This window comes from Floricoccus tropicus (assembly GCF_001832905.1).
GTDB classification, from domain to species: domain Bacteria; phylum Bacillota; class Bacilli; order Lactobacillales; family Streptococcaceae; genus Floricoccus; species Floricoccus tropicus.
Genome location: NZ_MKIR01000001.1, coordinates 116,153 through 135,515, shown reverse-complemented (window position 1 = coordinate 135,515; position 19,363 = coordinate 116,153). Strand labels below are relative to the sequence as shown.

Below are 19,363 nucleotides of genomic sequence, written 5' to 3'. Positions count from 1 at the left end.
AGGGGTGCATTTTTTATTTTTATTCATATTTTTACAGAAAATATTTTGTAAAGATATGAAAAGTTTATCCCCTTATTTATATATTCAAAGAAAGAGGAAATTAATGACAAAGTATATTTTCGTCACTGGTGGTGTAGTTTCATCAATTGGTAAAGGTATTGTAGCAGCGAGTCTTGGACGTTTGTTGAAGAACCGTGGATTGAAGGTGACAATTCAAAAATTTGATCCTTATATCAATATTGACCCAGGTACAATGAGCCCATATCAACATGGTGAAGTTTATGTAACTGATGATGGAGCTGAAACTGACTTAGACCTTGGCCACTATGAACGTTTCATCGACATTAATCTAAATAAATACTCAAACGTTACTACTGGTAAAATTTATTCAGAAGTTTTACGTAAGGAACGTAAAGGGGAATATCTTGGTGCAACAGTTCAAGTAATTCCACATATTACTGATGCTCTTAAAGAAAAAATTAAACGTGCAGCAACTACAACTGATAGTGATGTTATCATTACTGAAGTTGGTGGTACAGTTGGTGATATTGAATCTCTTCCATTCTTAGAAGCACTTCGTCAAATGAAGGCTGATGTTGGTCGTGATAATGTTATGTATATCCATACAACTTTACTCCCATATCTAAAAGCCGCTGGTGAAATGAAAACTAAACCAACTCAACACTCTGTTAAAGAGCTTCGTGGTTTAGGTATTCAACCAGATATGCTAGTCATTCGTACTGAAGAGCCAGTTGAACAAGGAATTAAAAATAAATTAGCTCAATTCTGTGACGTTGCTCCAGAAGCTGTAATCGAATCTATGGATGTTGAGCATTTATATCAAATTCCATTAAACTTACAAGCACAAAACATGGATCAAATCGTAGTTGATCACTTGAAACTTGATGTTCCAAAAGCAGATATGACTGACTGGACTAACATGGTTGACCATGTAATGAATCTTAAGAAGACTACAAAAATTGCTCTTGTTGGTAAATATGTAGAACTTCCTGATGCATATCTATCAGTTGTTGAAGCATTGAAACATGCTGGTTATTCAAATGATACTGCGATTGATCTTGATTGGATTAATGCAAATGATCTTACTAAGGAAAATGCTCAGACATTGCTTGGAGATGCGGATGGTATCATCGTTCCTGGTGGATTTGGTAGCCGTGGAACTGAAGGCAAACTAGTTGCTATTGAATATGCTCGTGTAAATGATATACCGATGCTAGGTATCTGTCTTGGTATGCAACTTACATGTGTGGAATTTGCTCGTAATGTTTTAGGACTTGAAGGAGCAAACTCTGCTGAATTAGATCCTGAAACTAATTATCCAATCATTGACTTGATGCGTGATCAAGTTGATGTTGAAGATATGGGGGGAACACTTCGTTTAGGACTTTATCCTGCTAAATTAAAAGCTAATAGTGTTACTGCAAAAGCTTATAATAACCAAGAAGTGGTTCAACGTCGTCACCGTCACCGTTACGAATTTAACAATAAGTTCCGTGAACAATTTGAAGATGCTGGTTTTGTATTCTCAGGAGTTTCTCCTGACAACCGTTTGGTTGAAGTTGTGGAATTATCTGACAAAAAATTCTTTGTTGCTTGTCAATATCATCCAGAACTTTCAAGCCGTCCAAATCGTTCTGAAGAACTTTATACAGCCTTTATTACTGCATCAGTTGAAAATGCTGAATCAAAATAAAAATTCTGACCTTGTCAATCTAATTTTGGCAAGGTTTTTTTATATAGAAATATATTTTTAAGAAAAGTGCACAGAAAGTGAAATAATTGTATGGAGATATTTTTTTATTAATGATATATTATAACGGTAAACGTTTACATGATTCCATCTAATTTAATTAATAAATAATATGATGGAATACAATGTAAGTTTTGCAAAGAAGAATAGAAAATTATTTTATAGGGAGAGTAAAATGAAATTCAAGAAATGGGCAATATTAGCGTTAGCAGTAACTACAATCGCTAGTTTATCTGCATGTGGTGGAAAGAAATCAAGTAGTAATGATATTGTTACTGAGATTAAAGATGAGACTACAGTTACTTTTTGGCATGCCATGAATGGTGAACAAGAGAAGGCGCTTACTAAAATTACAGATGACTTTCAAAAGGAAAATCCAAAGATAAAGATTAAACTTCAAAATCAACAAGAATACAAGGATTTGCAAGCAAAACTAAATTCAACAATGCAAACTCCTAAAAATTTACCGACAATTACTCAAGGGCATCCCGGTTGGTTTTATGATGCAGCAAAAAATGGTCAAATGGAGAATTTAACGCCTTACATTGAAAATGATAAAATTGGTTGGGGAGACCAAGAGAAAATAAGACAACCACTTTTAGATGGTGCAAAAATTGAAGATATTCAATATGGTATTCCCTTTAATAAGTCAACTGAGGCACTTTTCTATAATGAAGATATGTTCAGAGAGTATGGAGTAGAGGTTCCTAAAACCTTAGATGAGCTTAAGGAAGTATCTAAGACCATCTATCAAAAATCTAATGGACAAGTAGTAGGTGCAGGTTTTGATGCTTTAGATATTTACTATTTCCTTGGAATGGAAAATAAGGGTATAGAAGTAAATAAAGATGTTCCATTTGATAGTAAAGAATCAAGAGAAGTAGTGAATTATTATGCTGATGGAGTGAAAGATGGCTATTTTCAGACAGCAGGTTCAGATAAATATGTTTCAGTTCCATTTGGAAATAAAAAAGTCGCTATGTTTATAGGTAGTATTTCAGCAGAACCTTTTGTTGCCAAAAATGCAGCAGCAGCGGGATATAAGTATGGTATGGCTGTTCGCCCAGAGAAGAAGAATATTCAACGTGGTACTGATATATATATGTTTAAAAATGCTAGTGGTTCAGAGAAAACGGCAGCATTTGAATATATGAAGTATCTATCATCACCTAAGGTTCAATTATATTGGGCTCAAAAAAGTGGCTATATGCCAGTTGTTGAGTCTGTACTTGAAAACAAAGAATATCTAGATTCTAAAGATACTCAAATTCCAGGTATCTTAGCTGAGTCTACAAAAGATTTGGTTTATTTCCCGGTTACTGAAAACTCAAACGCAGCACTTAATAACGAAGTTAAGTCAATAATGGAAAACATTCTTTCTAATCCTAAAGGAGACAGGGAAAAAATGATCCAAGATGGAACAAAGCAACTCCAAGCTGCATGGAATCAATAGAATGTATGAAAAAGAAGGTAAGCGCAAGTCTACCTTCTTTTAGTTTATTATTTCACCTGGATTACCACTTGCAATCTTATCTCTGATTGATTGGATAAAATCAGCAGGGAATTCTTCCCATTCAGTGACTTCTCCAACAATTTTTAATGGTTCCTGGCTTCTATAAGATTTTGTTGGGTTTCCCGGAAACTTTTTATCAGTAACATTTGGATCATCTTCAAATTGTCCTGTAGGTTCAACAATATAGACTCTTGGTTTTCCTTTACCTTGTGCAATATCAGCAGCAAGTCCGGCACCCTTTGCTATTGCAGTAAAATAGATGTGATTCATGACAACATTATCATCGTAATTTGATTTGAAACCTGCAGTTAATAAATCACCAATTTGTAAATCTGCTTTTGTTCCATGATAATATGGACCTTTAATATTCAATATTTTTCTCCTTTTTCTAGGATGTAGAGGAAGAAAAAATCCACCATTCAAGTGGATTATTTAGCTTCTACTTTAGGTTTTATAACATTTCCAATGAAATATACAAATACTGCCATATAAATTGACATTCCTGCAGCAATAAGATAATTATCTGGAGTTCCTTGTAAGGCGCTTAGGATATATCCTAAAATTTGTCCCAAAATCATTGACCAAAAAAGTACTGTTAAAAATTTCATAATCGTCTCTTTTCTATAAATAAAGCTTTAGAAATACTGGAAAAGACTTTCAGCATTTTTCTTCAAAATCAGTTATAATATTAACATAATCAATTCTATTGAGCAAGTGATAGTTAGTTAAGGAGTTTTACCCATGTTTACACCATTAAATGTTAAAACATATTATAGTTTTCTTTCAAGTACCATAAGTCTTGAAGGCTATATTTCTGCTGCTAAAAATATGGGGTATAAAAATATTGGCATCATGGACCAAGCAAATCTCCATGCAGCTTATTCATTTATCAAATTAGCGAATAAGTCAGGTCTCAATCCAATAATCGGATTTGAAGCAAATTTGCTTTTGGACGGGGTACCAGTAACTGTTTACCTTATTGCAAAAAATACAGCAGGATATAAGAATTTACTTAAAGTTTCAACAAAATATAATTATGGACGTAGGGATATTAAAGACTTCCTTAGTCACTTAGATAACATAGCAATAGCTATTCCTCAAGGATTTAGGATTCCAAACGACAAAAAAGAGCTAGATATTTATACAGCAGTTGATTTAGATAGTAATTCTAACATGAAGTCGGACTATCCAATATTGCCTTTACCTACTATTCGTTATCTAAATAAGATAGATTCTGAAACTTTATATGTCTTGCAAGCGGTACGTGATGGTTCAAAACTAGATGAAAGTTTGGTCTATGATAGTAGTGAGTATCTTCAGTCACCAGATTCATTTGCATCATATTTTGATGAAAAGTTTCCTGGAAGTGTGAAGACTCTTGAAAATTTAGCATCTAATATTAAATACGATTTAGTAGAAAACTTATCTCTTCCAGTTTTCAATAAAAAAATTCCAGCAGTTGAAGAGCTCCGTGATTTGGCATTTGCTGGTTTAGAAAAACAAATTAGCAATTTAGATGAGATTTATGAAGCACGTCTGAACCATGAATTGTCAGTAATTCACGACATGGGATTTGATGACTACTTTTTAATTGTTGCTGATCTTTTGAGATATGCAAGAAGTGAAGATATTTATACAGGTATGGGAAGGGGCTCTGCAGCTGGTTCTTTGGTGGCTTATGCCCTGGAGATAACGCACGTTGATCCTGTTAAAAACAACTTACTTTTTGAACGTTTCTTAAATCCTGAACGTTACAGCATGCCCGATATTGATATAGATATTCCTAATGATAAAAGAGATGTGCTTTTAAACTACGTTAAAACTCGTTATGGTCAAAGCCACTCTGCTCAAATTTTGACTTACTCAACTTTTGGTATGAAGCAAAGTTTAAGGGATGTAGCTAAGGTTTATGGAATGACTGATGTAGAAGCTACAAACCTTACAAAAATGATTCATGGACGAACCAATCTTAAGGAAGAATATGCCAACAATAATCGTTTTAGGTCTGAGATTCTTAAAGATTCTTTCTTAAAGCAAATTTATGATACTGCAGTTAAAATTGAAGGCTTTCCGCGTCAGACATCAATCCATGCTTCTGGAGTAGTACTTGCTGAAAATGAATTAACAAATTATACGCCACTGGCTCCTGGAGATAACTTAGCAATTACTCAATATGAAGCATATGCAATTGAAGATATTGGTCTGCTTAAGATTGACTTTTTAGGACTAAGAAATCTTTCTTTGATTGAAAAGATGAAGCAGTTAGTATTGAAAAAATATGACAAGGAAATCGACTTTTTAGCTATTGACCTTGAAGACCAGAATGTATTAGAGATTTTTAGACAAGGCAATACAATGGGAATTTTTCAATTTGAAAATCCTCAGATGCTTAAAATGTTAAGAAGATTAAAACCTGACAAATTTGATGATATAGTTAATGCAACTTCAATTTTTAGACCAGGGCCATCTCAAAATATTGATTCTTTTATAAAGAGGCGTCATGGGCAAGAAGTTCCAGTTTATCCTGATGATTCCATTAAGGATATTTTGGAACCAACCTATGGAATAATGATTTATCAGGAACAAATTATTCAGATTGCTAACCGGTATGCTGGATTTAGTCTTAGCCGTGCTGACTTACTTCGTCGAGCTATTTCGAAAAAGAACCTTAAGGAGATTGAAGCACTTAAGCAGGAATTTGTGAATGGTTCAGTTGCCGAGGGTCACACTGAGAGTCAAGCAATATATATATACGAGTTGATTGAGAAGTTTGCAAACTATGGCTTTAACAGGTCGCATGCCTATGCCTATGCAGCACTTGCCTACCAACTAACTTTCTTTAAGGCTTACTATCCGGATGCCTTTTACGAAGCACTTTTGACTGATGGAAAAAGAGAAATTTACTTGGCCGATGCTCAGAAGAATGGTTTTGATTTTGCCAAGTTATCTATTAATTCAATGCCCTACCATGATAAAATTTCAGGAAATAAAATTAACCTAGGATTGAGTCATGTAAAAGGAGTGCCAAAAGATATGGCACTGCACATCATCAATGAAAGACCTTATAGTGATTTTTCGGACTTTATTAAAAAATTACCAGAGAACTTTCAAAAGCCAAATTATATTAATCCCTTAATCGAGATTGGTGCCTTTGAAAGTTTTGATTCTAATCGAAGGAAATTGGTGGAGAATCTTCCAAAATTGATTGAATATAATCAAACAATTCAGCTTGATTTATTTGGTTTAAATTCGCTTAATTTTTCTTATCAAGATTTTGAGGATTATAGTCAAACTGAGAAATATAACAAAGAATTGGAACTTTTATCTGTTGCTCTTACTCCTCATCCTTTGACTGATATCACACTTTCATATACGGGAGAATATACACCAACAGACAAGTTACAAGTAAATAAAAGGCAAACTATTTTAGTTGAGTTGATTCGAATTCGAGAACATAAGACTAAGACAGGTGAGAAAATGGCTTTCCTCACTGTTCAAGATACACAAGGAACTTTGGATATAACACTTTTTCCTGAAAGCTTCCGTCAATATCGTAATTTGCTCCAAGAGGGTGGAATTTACTTAATGATGGGTAAGGTATCTAGTCGTAATGATCGTTTACAAATGGTAGCAGATAGAATTGTTTTAAGAGAGGATAATGGTGTAAAACTTTGGATTAATCTGGGAAACTCTTTAAATAATCAAAGAATTGCCAGCATTTTGCGAGAGTTCCCTGGTTTTATTCCTGTTATTTTGCACTTTCAAGACAGTGGTCAGACAAGGCAAATTGAGATTTCTGTTGAAGAAAACGGTTTATTATTAAATAAGTTAGAGCCTTTTATCTTGAAAACGGTTTATAGATAATTTATTAACAATTTCTAAGACATAACAAGGAAATCGTGCTATAATATTAATGTTTAAAATATTGATGGAGGAAATGTATTAATGAAACGTATTGCTGTTTTAACCAGTGGTGGAGACGCACCTGGAATGAACGCTGCTATTCGTGCGGTTGTCCGTAAAGCTCTTCATGAAGACATGGAAGTTTTTGGAATTAACTACGGATACGCTGGTATGGTTGCTGGAGATATCTTCCCACTTACAGCTAAAGATGTATCTGATAAAGCATCTCAAGGTGGAACTTTCCTATATTCTGCCCGTTATCCAGAATTTAAAGAAAAAGAAGGTCAATTGGCTGGTATTGAGCAATTGAAGAAACATGGTATTGAAGGTGTTGTTGTTATTGGTGGAGACGGTTCTTACCATGGAGCAATGAGACTTACTGAACATGGTTTCCCAGCTGTTGGGGTTCCAGGAACTATTGATAATGATATTCCAGGTACTGATTATACAATTGGATTCGATACTGCTGTTAACACTGCAGTTGATGTAATCGATAAACTTCGCGATACTTCTAAGAGTCACATTCGTACTTTCGTAATTGAAGTGATGGGTCGTGGCGCTGGAGATATTGCCTTAAACGCTGGTATTTCTGGTGGAGCTGATGAGATCATCATTCCTGAAGTTGACTTTGATTTTGATGAAATTGTTAGCCGTATTCAAGAAGGTTACAAGAGAGGTAAGAAACACAACCTTATCGTTGTAGCTGAAGGTGTTATGGGTGGAGAAGAATTCGCTCAAGAACTTAAAAAACATGGTGATGTAGGTGACTTACGTGTATCTATCTTAGGACATATGCAACGTGGTGGTGCACCAACTGCTCGTGACCGTGTTCTAGCTAGTCGTATGGGTGCGTTTGCTGTAGATTTACTTAAAGATAATAAAGGTGGTCTTGCAGTAGGTGTTGAAGGCGAAAAACTTGTTGCTCGTGATATTATTGAAACATTAACAAATCACAAGCACCAAACTGACTTAGATCTTTATAAACTTAGTCAAGAGATTTCATAATCAAAAGAACGATATATAAGAGATTTATATAAACTATTATTTTAGAAAAGAAGGAGTATCCACAAAATGAAAAAACGTGTAAAAATCGTAGCAACTCTTGGACCAGCCGTTGAAATTCGCGGTGGTAAAAAATTTGGTGATGATGGTTATTGGGGTGAGTCACTTGATGTTGAAGCAAGTGCAAAAAACATTGCTAAATTAATTGAAGCTGGTGCTAACGTATTCCGTTTTAATTTCTCACATGGTGATCATGAAGAGCAAGGTGAACGTATGAAAACTGTTCGTCGTGCAGAAGAAATTGCAGGACAAAAAGTTGGGTATCTATTAGATACTAAAGGACCAGAAATTCGTACTGAACTTTTCGAAGGTGACGATAAAGAGTTTGAATACAAAACTGGTGAAAAAATCCGTGTTATGACTACTCAAGGTCTTAAATCAACTCGCGATAAAATTGCTTTGAACGTCGCTGGTGGAATTGATATTTATCACCATGTTGATGTTAAACAAACAATTCTTATCGACGATGGTAAATTAGGTCTTACAGTTATTGCTAAAGATCCTACTAATCATGAATTTGAAGTAGAAGTTCAAAATGATGGTGTTATCGCTAAACAAAAAGGTGTTAATATTCCTAACACTAAAATTCCTTTCCCAGCTCTTGCTGATCGCGATAACGCGGATATCCGTTTTGGTCTTGAACAAGGAATTAACTTTATCGCAATCTCATTCGTTCGTTCTGCAAAAGACGTTAACGAAGTTCGTGCAATTCTTGAAGAAACTGGTAACGGTCATGTTCAACTTCTTCCTAAAATCGAAAACCAACAAGGTATCGATAACTTGGATGAAATCATTGAAGTTTCTGATGGTATCATGATTGCCCGTGGAGACATGGGTATTGAAGTTCCATTTGAAATGGTTCCAGTTTATCAAAAACAAATTATCAGAAAAGTTAACAAGGCTGGTAAAGTTGTAATTACTGCAACTAACATGCTTGAAACAATGACTGAAAAACCACGTGCTACTCGTTCAGAAGTATCAGACGTATTTAACGCTGTTATTGATGGAACTGATGCTACTATGCTTTCAGGTGAATCAGCAAATGGTAAATATCCAGTTGAATCTGTAGCTGCAATGGCAAGAATTGACATGAATGCTCAATCTATGTTATCTGAATATGGACGTCTAAACGAAGAAGAATTCGACCGTTCAAGTGTAACAGAAGTTGTTGCTTCAGCAGTTAAAGATGCTACTAAGAATATGGATATTGCCTGTGTTGTTGCAATTACTGAATCAGGTAACACTGCTCGTTTAATTTCTAAATACCGTCCTGATACTGATATTCTTGCAATTACATTTGACGAGTTTGTTCAAAAATCTCTAATGATTAACTGGGGTGTGTTCCCAGTTCTTGAAGAACGTCCAGCTTCAACTGATGACATGTATGATGTTGCAGAAGAAGTTGCTCGTAAATATGGTTTCGTAAATTCAGGTGATAATATCGTTATCGTAGCTGGTGTTCCAGTTGGTGAAGGACGTACTAACACAATGAGAATCAGAACTGTAAAATAATAAATAAAACTTTATATAAAATTAATATCAAAATTAGTTAATGCATAGTCATTAACTAATTTTTTTTAATATATTACATTTTTCTGTAAATGTTGAAGGTATTTTGATAGAATTATCAGAAGAGAGGTAGATAAAATTGGCTTCGACAAAAGATTTGGAAAAATTTGATAAAAATTTGAATAAGGCTGCTAATCCTGAGTATGGATTAAAAAAATATAATAATTTTGAAGGAAAATTAATTAGAAACGAGAAGTATTACACTACATTTAGAATAATATTTTCTATTTTAACTGTATTGTCAATTTCATATTTGGTATTTCTTGCTCCTAAACAAATCAATAGTATCCAAAACAGAATTAATGCGATTGAAAAGGAAAAAAAGGATATTTTAAATAATCCACCTCACCAAGATAGAGCAGATAGTATGAAGGAATACGTATTAGAGGAGAAAAATAATACTCCTTTAAAAATTGATGGTGATAATTATATCAATATTGATTCAAATAATATTTTTGTCTCTGACAATGCTAATATCATAGATAGTGATACAAGATCAAAAATTTATGATATGAATAAAGATTTAGCTCGCTATACAGATGGAGCTCAATATATGATTGTTACAATCAATAAATTGCCTTCAAATGAAACGATTGAATCTTATGCAAACAAAATCTTTCGTAAGGTTGGTATTGGAGATGCTAAGCTTAATAATGGTGTGCTATATTTGATAAGCTTAGATGATCGTAAATTCCGTCTCGAAGTTGGATACGGAATGGAAGGAGTTTTGAACGATGGTAAAGCAGGTCGAATAGTTAATGATGATGATATCGTAAATGATTTTAAGGATAAAAATTATAGTAAGGCGATTTTATCAGTTTCTAAAACAGTAACTGAAATCATGAATATCAAAGTAAATAATTTAAATGAACAGATTGACCAACTAAATGGACAAATTACCTACCGAGTATTAATTCCAATAATAATAATTCTAATTTCAGTGATTGGCATTTTTATTATTTCATATTTGATCAAACAAAATCGTTTAATTGCTAATGAATTAGGTATTATGTATACAAACTATAGTAATACAAGTTCACTAAATCGTACTAAAACTGATTTTTACTATCTACTTTTGAGTGGAATTGCAACAATTACAAGTCTTAAGGCGCTACATGATAATATAGGGTATGGAAAAATAATTGAGAAAAATCCAAATGCTAAAATTGTGTCAAACGGAGTTCTTGTTGGTAACCGTTTGTATGGTGGAGACGGATATATTATGACTAATGACTATTCTTCTTCAAGTTACAATCCAACTAATCATTCTGGTGGTGATAGTTTTGGTGGTGGATCTTCAGGTGGAGGAGGTGCTTCAGGAGGATGGTAGATTCTATGTCAAATATTAATAAAGAGATTGAAAAATATATTTCAGCTATTGATGATAAATGGAAAGTTTCTTATGAAAAGTTATTAGATGTTATAAATGAAAATATACCATCGGATTTCGACTTGAACTTTCAATATGATATGCCAACTTATGTTGTGCCCTTATCAATATTTCCTGAAGGATATTTAGGACAAAATGATGAACCTTTACCATTTGTCAGCCTAGCAAGCCAAAAAAATTATATTTCCTTATATCATATGGGGTTGATGGGAAATCGTGCACTACTAGCTTGGTTTGAAGATGAATTTGCAAAAGAAGTTCCAACAAAACTTAATATGGGAAAATCTTGTATAAGGTTTACTAATGTCAAAAATATTCCTTATGAACTAATAGGAGAATTGATGGAAAAGATTTCTCTTGAAGATTATGTAAATAATTATGAAAGATATAGAAAAAAATAAGCTTTGACTACTAAAGTCAAAGCGTTTTTAATTATTTACTTTTTTCTGCCTTACGTTTTATATCGTTTACAACTTGACCTTGCATTTCATTTGCAAGGACATCTTCAAATGCAGGAATTTCAATTTCATTCCCATATTTTTTTTCAAGAGCTGTTTTAATCAAGCGGTAAGCGAGATTTGCATTTCTTGAAAGAATTGGGCCGTGAAAGTAGCTACAAAAAACATTTTTGTAATGGGCACCTTCAGTGCCATCTTCACTATTATTTCCTTGGCCAAAAACTACTTTACCGAGAGGTTTTTCTTTGTCAGATAAAAAAGTTCTACCTTGATGGTTTTCAAAACCGTAATAAGTTTCATCAAATTCATCATTATGAATTTCAATATCACCTATGAAGCGATTATCTTTTTGGTTAAGAGTGTAGTGGTTCATTGCTGAAATACCTGGAATTTTTTTTCCGCTCGCATCGACATAGTACTGTCCTAGAAGTTGGAAACCACCACAGATTGCAAGCATAACTCCATCATTTTCAATGTATTTTTTGATACCATCGGCTTTTTTAGGCAAATCTTCACTTACGATCACTTGCTCGTAGTCTTGACCACCACCAAAGAAAGCAAGATCAAATTTATCAGCCTTGAAATCATCCTCAAGACTAACAATATTGAAGGTCATATGCGCACCGAGCTTTTCACCAACGTATTTAAGCATGAGGACATTTCCATTGTCCCCGTATGTATTCATTAAATCTCCGTACAAATGAGCTGCATTAAGTGAATAAGGATAATTTTTTTCTTTTGATTCTATTGATTTATACATGCTGTCTCCTTATTATTTCATCTCTCCAGAGATGATATTTTTATTTTTAAGTAGCTCACGCATTTCAAGCATAGCAGTATAAGTTGCTAGGATATATACATGATCAGTATCTTGATTTTCAATTTGTTCAAGTACGGCAGTTAGACTTTCAACTTCTGATAGATTATTTTCGTCAAAACCGGCGACACGTAGACGTCGTGCCATTTCAGAATGACGTACACCACCAGTTATAACGCTTGTTACATCCATATCAGTGATTGACTCAAAGTTTGCATCCCAGATCCAACTTGTATCAATACCATCTGCATAGTTAGCGTTGAGTAATGCTACTAATGCAAAAGGATACGGTGCCATCTTTATCATATCAAGAACTTGATTGGCACCTACTGGATTTTTAATAAGAACAAGTGTACATTTCTTATTACCAACATTAAAAGTTTCCTGACGACCAAAAACAGCACGACTATTATCAAAACCAGCTTTAATTTGATTACTAGATACGCCAAGATATTCAGCCACAGCTACAGCCGCAAGTGCATTGTAGATATTATATAGTCCCCCCACATTGATTCTGTAATCTTGACCATCGATAATAAAATCGCTTGACACATTGTCTATACTAACAAGTTCTGTAAGCTTGTAATCAAGTTCAGGACGTTTAAAATCACAGTTTGGACAGAGGTAATCCCCCAAATTAGCATATGTATTAGTCTTATATTCAAGTATATGATGACATTTTGGACAAAGGACACCCTCAGTATTATAGTGAGCACGTTTTGGCTCATCTTTTTGTGTATCAAAACCGTAGTAAAGAACCTTGTTAGCTACTTCTTTTGAGTTGAAAAGTGGGCTGTCGCCATTCATAAGAACCGTAGCTTCTGGACTATTTGCTGCGCCTTTAAGGATTAAATCGTATGTTGTATAAATCTCACCATAACGATCCATTTGATCACGAAATATATTTGTAAAAACAAAAAGTGTTGGTTTTATATATTGGGTAATTTTAGGTAAACTTGCTTCGTCAATTTCAAGTACAGCAACTTTTTTACTACCGTTTGTCCCCTTAGGAGCAGTCAGGAAGGTTGATACAATCCCTGTTATCATATTTGCTCCGGTAGGATTTGTAGTCACAGAGCCAAAGGCTTGTTCTAAAATTCCAACAGTCAAAGCAGTAGTCAAAGTTTTTCCGTTAGTACCTGTTACAACGATGATTTCATCGTAGTTATTGGCAAGTTCATCAAGTATATTTGGATCAAGTTGAAGGGCTAGCTTTCCAGGGAAAGTAGAACCTCTCTTGAAAAAGTTTTTTAGTACAAAATGCGCTGATCTTCCTACTGAAGCAGCAAAAAATGATTGTATTTTCATAATAGATATTTTAGCATAAAAGCGAGTATTTAAAAAGTAAGAGAAATAGGTATACAATTATATAATGTATTTTACAATTAAAAATTTATAATACATAACAAAATATTTTTATTATGAATGTATTTATTATTATGTGAGTATGTGATATAATCATTAACAATAATTGTCTGATAATTATGTATAATTCTAAAAATAACTGATTGAAGATGATATATGAAATTATTGCTTTGTAATAAAATAAGGAGAAGTTTATTGAAAAAAGAATTGAAGAAGTCAGCCATTGTTACTGCAGGTTTTTTACTATTATCGACGCCTGTGTTGCAAGCTGCAACAGTTTATGCGGAGGATAGCCAAAAGGAGAGTACAGTATCATCAGCCAAATATGAGAATGAATTAAAAGAGTATCTTCAAAATCAAAGTCAGTTAAAAAATGAAGATAATACTAAATCATTTTATGATACAGTAAAGGAACAATTGAAGCTAGAAGGAATTATTAAAGACGGTGGTTCTGAGACAGAGATTGATCAAAATCAAAGAATTCGTGTAATTGTTCAATTAGACAAGAATGCTGCGATTGACAAGGTTGGAACAAGTAGTGGTAATAAGAGATCTATTGAAAAAATTGAAAAAGAAATTGATTCTGTAAAAGGAAATCAAGAATCAGTTAAAAATGAAATCGAAAAAATTGCGGGAGCAAAAGCTCGTCGTTCATTTGGTTATCTTGTAAATGCATTTTCAATTGATATTAAATTAGCAGATTACGATAAAATAAAAGATTTAAATGGAGTATTGGCAGTTACGCCAGCACAGGTTTTTTATCCTACTGACGCTGATGCAAATTCTTTGGGTCAAGTTCAAAAAGTCTGGGAAGAACATCAACTTAAGGGTGAAGGAATGGTTGTTTCTATCATTGATACTGGGATAGACTCAAGTCATAAAGATCTGTATTTATCAAATAAAAGCAGTGGACGTTTAAACAAAGATTCAGCTACGGCTCTTGGAAAAGGCAAGTATTTCACAGAGAAGGTGCCTTTTGGTTATAATTATGCAGATGGAAGTACTGAAATTGTTGATACAACAGGAAGTATGCATGGTCAGCACGTTGCTGGAATTGCGGCTTCAAATGGTGATATCAAAGGAGTTGCACCAGAAGCCCAACTACTTGCAATGAAAGTGTTCTCAAATAACACTGCATATAAAGGATGTTATAGTGATGATGTGATAGCTGCAATTGAAGATTCAGTGAAACTTGGTGCAGATGTTATCAATATGAGTTTAGGATCTCCTGCTGCAAATACAGATATTGATGATCCTCAATCACAAGCAATTAAAAAAGCAAGTGATGCTGGGGTTATTTCTGTCATTTCTGCTGGGAATAGTGGAACAAGTGGATCAACTGGGGATGGAAATCCTAAGAATCAATTTGATACGCCAGAATTGAGTACAACTGGTAGTCCTGGTGTTACACCAGAGGCTCTAACAGTTGCATCATCAGAAAACTCAAAGGTTAAGATTGAAACTATTAAGGAAATAAAAGGATTAGTAAAATTTGATTCAATCCCTGATTTAAATGACGGCTCAACAACAGTGTTTACTCAGGCGGAGTCAGATTATAGTGGTCTAAAATCTGAACATAAGTTAGTTGACTTGGGATTAGGTACAGAAGATGATTACACTTCTGATAAGAAAGATGAATTAAAAGGAAATATTGCTTTAATTTCACGTGGTGCCATTACATTTACTGAAAAAGCAAAACGTGCTAAGGATAATGGTGCTGTCGCTGTCATTATATACAATAATACTGATGGTTTAGTATCAATGAGTCTTGATGATAAAGAATTTCCTACACTTGGTTTTTCACAAGCAGATGGTGCGAAATTAGTAGAGGCATCAAAATCAGGAAAAAATGTTGCATTTGATTTTAATATGGCAACAATAAATAATGTTGAAGCAGGAAAGATGTCTGACTTTAGTTCTTGGGGACCAACACCTGAATTGAATTTCAAACCAGAAATTTCTGCACCTGGTGGAAATATTTATTCATTGGCTAATGATAATAAATATCAAAACATGAGTGGTACCTCGATGGCGGCTCCTTTTGTTGCCGGATCTGAAGCATTAATATTACAAGCTATTAAACAAAAAAATCTTAACTTAAGTGGCTCTGAATTAGTTAAATTTGCTAAAAATTCAGCTCTATCTACATCAGTTCCAATCATTGATCTTGATCACACAAAGGAAATAATCTCTCCAAGAAGACAAGGGGCAGGACAAATAAATGTTGCTGCTGCGATTGAGAACAATGTCAGTCTTGCTAATAAAGCAGACGGAAATGGAACAATTACCCTTAGGGAAATTGGTCGCTCATCAACTTTTACTGTTACTTTGAAAAACAATGGTTCTAAGGACGAAACATATACCTTTAATGATTATGGTGGAGTCTATACTCAAAAAACTGATGAAAACAAAGAGATTTACGATACAAAAATTGAAAAAGCAAGTATAAAGACTGATAGTAACAAGGTTACTATCAAAGCTGGTGAATCAAAAGATATTACATTCACAGTTAATTTACCGTACGATTTTGCTGAGAATCAATTTGTTGAAGGTTTCGTTGGTTTTGATGGAGTTGATGTTCCAAACCTTGTTATTCCATATATGGGATTCTTCGGTAAATATGATTCAGGAAAAATTATCGATCCATTAATATATGAGGATGGACACTCAGCACCAAATCAGTCCGGATATTTAATTTCTGATAACAATTATGTTTTAGGTATTGTAAAAGACAAAGCTGGAAAAACAAATGTTGATCCAAAAAAAATCGCAATCTCACCTGATAACAAGGATAAGGTTCAAGATTATGCAGTACCAGTACTTTACTTCAACAAAAACTTCAATGAAGCAAAGTATGAAATTGTAGATGATAAGGACAAAACAATTAGAGAACTCTCAATTGATAATAGCGGACAAAAAGATTACTATGCAAGTGGTAAATGGAGTAACCACACAGTAACAAGTGCCACTTGGAGTGGAGAAGTATTTGATAAAAAGACTGGTAAAGATACCCAGGTAAAAGATGGACAATACAAGTATAAAGTAACAGTAAGTCCAAAAACAGGAGGAGCAGACCAGACAACATATATTCCAATCACAGTTGACAATATTGCTCCAAAATTGGATAAACTAAGTGTCAATAAAAACGGTAACATTGTTTTCCAAGCTAGTGATGAGCTTTCAGGATTGAATGAAGGGGTAGTTGCTATTTCCTTAAATGGTCAAAAAACAACAATTGAAGTTGCCAAAAAAGGTGATACCTACGAATCAGTTCAATCATTTACTGATTACTTTGAAAAAGGGAAAAATAATATTGAACTTGCTATTAGTGATAATGCTGGAAATTCAACTTATGCCTCAACTATCTATGAAACTAGTAAAGATGGCTTACTAGCCTATAACATTGCAGATGGTGATTCAATTAACCAAGCTACTGCAGGCTTTGATGAAGAAAATAAAACCTTTGAAATAACTGGTAGTTACAAAGAAAATACAACAATATTTGTAAATGGTGTTGAAGTGAAAACTGATGAAAATGGACTATTTAAGGTTTCAATCCCTCTAACAAATTCTACAAAAGAAGTAATTTTTTCAGAAGACAAATCTGGTAAAAAAGAAATTTCTAAAATTGCTGTAAATGTAAATATCGTAGGACCAGAAGTTACTGTTAACGGATTAGGTGAAAATAGTCTAATTAATACAACAGATGATAAATATACAATCTCAGGTAATGTTAAAGATGCTAGTGATGTGATTCTTTATAATCCAAATACAAAAGAGCAAATTCCTGTTGAAGTTGAAGAATCAGGCAACTTTAGCCAAGAAGTTAAACTCAATTACGGAGATAATTTATATTATGTAGTCGCGTCAAATGAAATCGGGAATGAGACATATGTAGGAATAACTATTGCCTCATCAGGTAGTACTTCATTAAGTTCTGATGTCTTAAGTCTTGATAATTTAGATTCAGGCTTAATGCTGATTAATACTGAAAGTGAACATTATGATAAATCAGCTAAGTCTTTAACTGTTACAGGTAAGTTGGCATACCCTGTTCAGAACTTTACTCTTAATGGAGAAAAAGTACAGTACGATCCAAATACTCTTCAATTTAGTTATAAATTGAAGAATATAACAACTGGAACATATAGACTTCAAGCATATGTTCAAGATGACAGATTAAATAATGGTCGTCCTCTTGTTAATTATGCATATCAAATATGGGTAGATGATAAGTTACCGAGTCTTCAACTTAAAGGTATTGAAGAGCACAATGGTAAATTAGCAGCTTATACAAATTTAAATCCTTATACTGTAAAAGCAACAATAACTGATAACTTATCTGGTTACAATTTTGCAATAAATAATAGCCATGTATACAGTGATAAAGCGTACGAAGTATTTAATGAAAAATTCTTTGCTGGAAAACCTGCAGTAGATGTAAATTATGATGTCGAAGTACTTGAAGAAGATACTTCTAAAATGACTGCACTTTTAGTTGATGAGCTTCAAAATAAAACACAACTTGATTTTACAGTAAGTCATCATAAAAAAGATATTGAGGCGCCAAGTATTTCGTCTAGTAATACAGAATGGACTAATAAGTCAATTATTCTTTCATCAGATAATTATCAAGCAGTAAAAGATGCTGCTGGTAATTTTGAAAAACCTGTTCTTTATTATTCAACCGACAATAAGGTTTGGACAGAGGTTCCAAATGATATATCTGTAGTAGAAAATGGAACTTATTACTTCAAATATAAGGATAAATATGGAAATGAATCATCAGTTTCTACTTTTGAAGTGAAGAATATCCGTACTGCAATTGCAGGGAAACCAACTGTTAATCTCATTGTCGATAAAGATAAAGAAAAAGTTACTGTTGAACTTGGTATTGATTCAAAAGATGAAATAACAAAAGTAAAATATAGCTTAGATGATGGAAAAACTTGGCAAGAATATGATAAACCTTTTGAAATTAAGAAGGACACTGTGCTTCAATTCAAGACCTTCGATAAGGCAGGAAATGAAAGTGAAATCACATCTACAAAAATTTCAATAAAAGCAACTAATCAAAAACCAACACCAATTCCGAAACCTGATGATAAAAAACCAAAACCTGTTCCAAATCCAGGTGAAGATGGGAACAATAAAGACAAGAACAAAGATAAAGACAAAAACAATAATAATCAAGAAGGTTCTGGTACAAAAGGACCAATTGGTATTATCGGAAATAATGGAAATGGTGGAAATACAGCCAATTCTGGAAAAGTTGGGTATAAAAACAGCTCATCTGTAAGAAAGAATTTACCAAGCACTGGTGAAGAAAAAGCCCTTTGGGCAACAATAGGAGCTGGCATAATAGCTTTAGCCGGTGGATTATTTTTCTACAAACGCAAAAAAAACAAAGATGAGTCTGATGAAGATTCACAAAATTAAAAGATAATATTTTAAAACCCTCGGCTCACTTGCCTGAGGGTTTTGAGTATTTATATAGATATTTTTGATATAAGAG

12 protein-coding genes are annotated in these 19,363 nt (G+C 33.6%); 8 read left to right on the top strand and 4 right to left on the bottom strand.

From position 1 onward, the window contains the following. Positions 1-103 precede the first annotated feature (103 nt). Together pyrG and BG261_RS00665 are read left to right on the top strand one after the other, a co-directional pair. Positions 104-1,714 carry a CTP synthase gene (pyrG, locus tag BG261_RS00670; protein ID WP_070791207.1) on the top strand — a complete coding sequence of 537 codons (1,611 nt, stop codon included), beginning with the start codon at positions 104-106 and terminating at the stop codon, positions 1,712-1,714. 232 nt (positions 1,715-1,946) lie between these two features. Further along, positions 1,947-3,224 (top strand): extracellular solute-binding protein, encoded by a 1,278-nt coding sequence (locus tag BG261_RS00665; protein ID WP_070791205.1) that lies wholly within the window; start codon positions 1,947-1,949, stop codon positions 3,222-3,224. Positions 3,225-3,263: 39 nt separating this feature from the next. Here the strand turns inward: BG261_RS00665 and arr are convergent, their stop codons facing one another. Beyond that, positions 3,264-3,659, bottom strand: coding sequence for an NAD(+)--rifampin ADP-ribosyltransferase (gene arr, locus BG261_RS00660; RefSeq protein WP_070791427.1), 396 nt, complete (start codon positions 3,657-3,659; stop codon positions 3,264-3,266). 53 nt (positions 3,660-3,712) lie between these two features. Continuing rightward, positions 3,713-3,892, bottom strand: coding sequence for a YjzD family protein (locus tag BG261_RS00655; protein ID WP_070791204.1), 180 nt, complete (start codon positions 3,890-3,892; stop codon positions 3,713-3,715). Positions 3,893-4,025: 133 nt separating this feature from the next. Here BG261_RS00655 and BG261_RS00650 point away from each other — a divergent pair, with 133 nt between their 5' ends. The 5 genes from BG261_RS00650 (at position 4,026) to BG261_RS00630 (ending at position 11,609) form a co-directional block, all read left to right on the top strand. Beyond that, a complete protein-coding gene (locus BG261_RS00650; RefSeq protein ID WP_070791202.1) occupies positions 4,026-7,148 on the top strand; it encodes a DNA polymerase III subunit alpha in 3,123 nt (1,040 codons plus the stop codon). Positions 7,149-7,229: 81 nt separating this feature from the next. Next, complete coding sequence (pfkA, locus tag BG261_RS00645; protein ID WP_070791199.1) at positions 7,230-8,192, top strand: 6-phosphofructokinase; 963 nt, start codon at positions 7,230-7,232, stop codon at positions 8,190-8,192. A 66-nt stretch (positions 8,193-8,258) separates the two neighbouring features. Continuing rightward, positions 8,259-9,761, top strand: a complete 1,503-nt coding sequence (pyk, locus tag BG261_RS00640) for a pyruvate kinase (protein ID WP_070791197.1) — start codon at positions 8,259-8,261, stop codon at positions 9,759-9,761. 136 nt (positions 9,762-9,897) lie between these two features. After that, the gene (locus tag BG261_RS00635) at positions 9,898-11,148 is read left to right on the top strand and encodes a TPM domain-containing protein (protein ID WP_070791195.1); all 1,251 of its coding nucleotides are present in this window, start codon (positions 9,898-9,900) and stop codon (positions 11,146-11,148) included. 5 nt (positions 11,149-11,153) lie between these two features. Continuing rightward, on the top strand, positions 11,154-11,609 hold the full coding sequence (locus BG261_RS00630) for a DUF1801 domain-containing protein (protein WP_070791426.1): 456 nt from the start codon (positions 11,154-11,156) through the stop codon (positions 11,607-11,609). A 31-nt stretch (positions 11,610-11,640) separates the two neighbouring features. Here the strand turns inward: BG261_RS00630 and gatD are convergent, their stop codons facing one another. After that, positions 11,641-12,426, bottom strand: coding sequence for a lipid II isoglutaminyl synthase subunit GatD (gene gatD, locus BG261_RS00625; protein WP_070791193.1), 786 nt, complete (start codon positions 12,424-12,426; stop codon positions 11,641-11,643). 12 nt (positions 12,427-12,438) lie between these two features. Further along, positions 12,439-13,791: a lipid II isoglutaminyl synthase subunit MurT gene (gene murT / locus BG261_RS00620; RefSeq protein ID WP_070791191.1), complete on the bottom strand. Its 1,353-nt coding sequence runs from the start codon at positions 13,789-13,791 to the stop codon at positions 12,439-12,441. A gap of 252 nt (positions 13,792-14,043) precedes the next feature. Here murT and BG261_RS00615 point away from each other — a divergent pair, with 252 nt between their 5' ends. Next, the gene (locus BG261_RS00615) at positions 14,044-19,287 is read left to right on the top strand and encodes a S8 family serine peptidase (protein ID WP_070791188.1); all 5,244 of its coding nucleotides are present in this window, start codon (positions 14,044-14,046) and stop codon (positions 19,285-19,287) included. Positions 19,288-19,363: the final 76 nt, after the last annotated feature.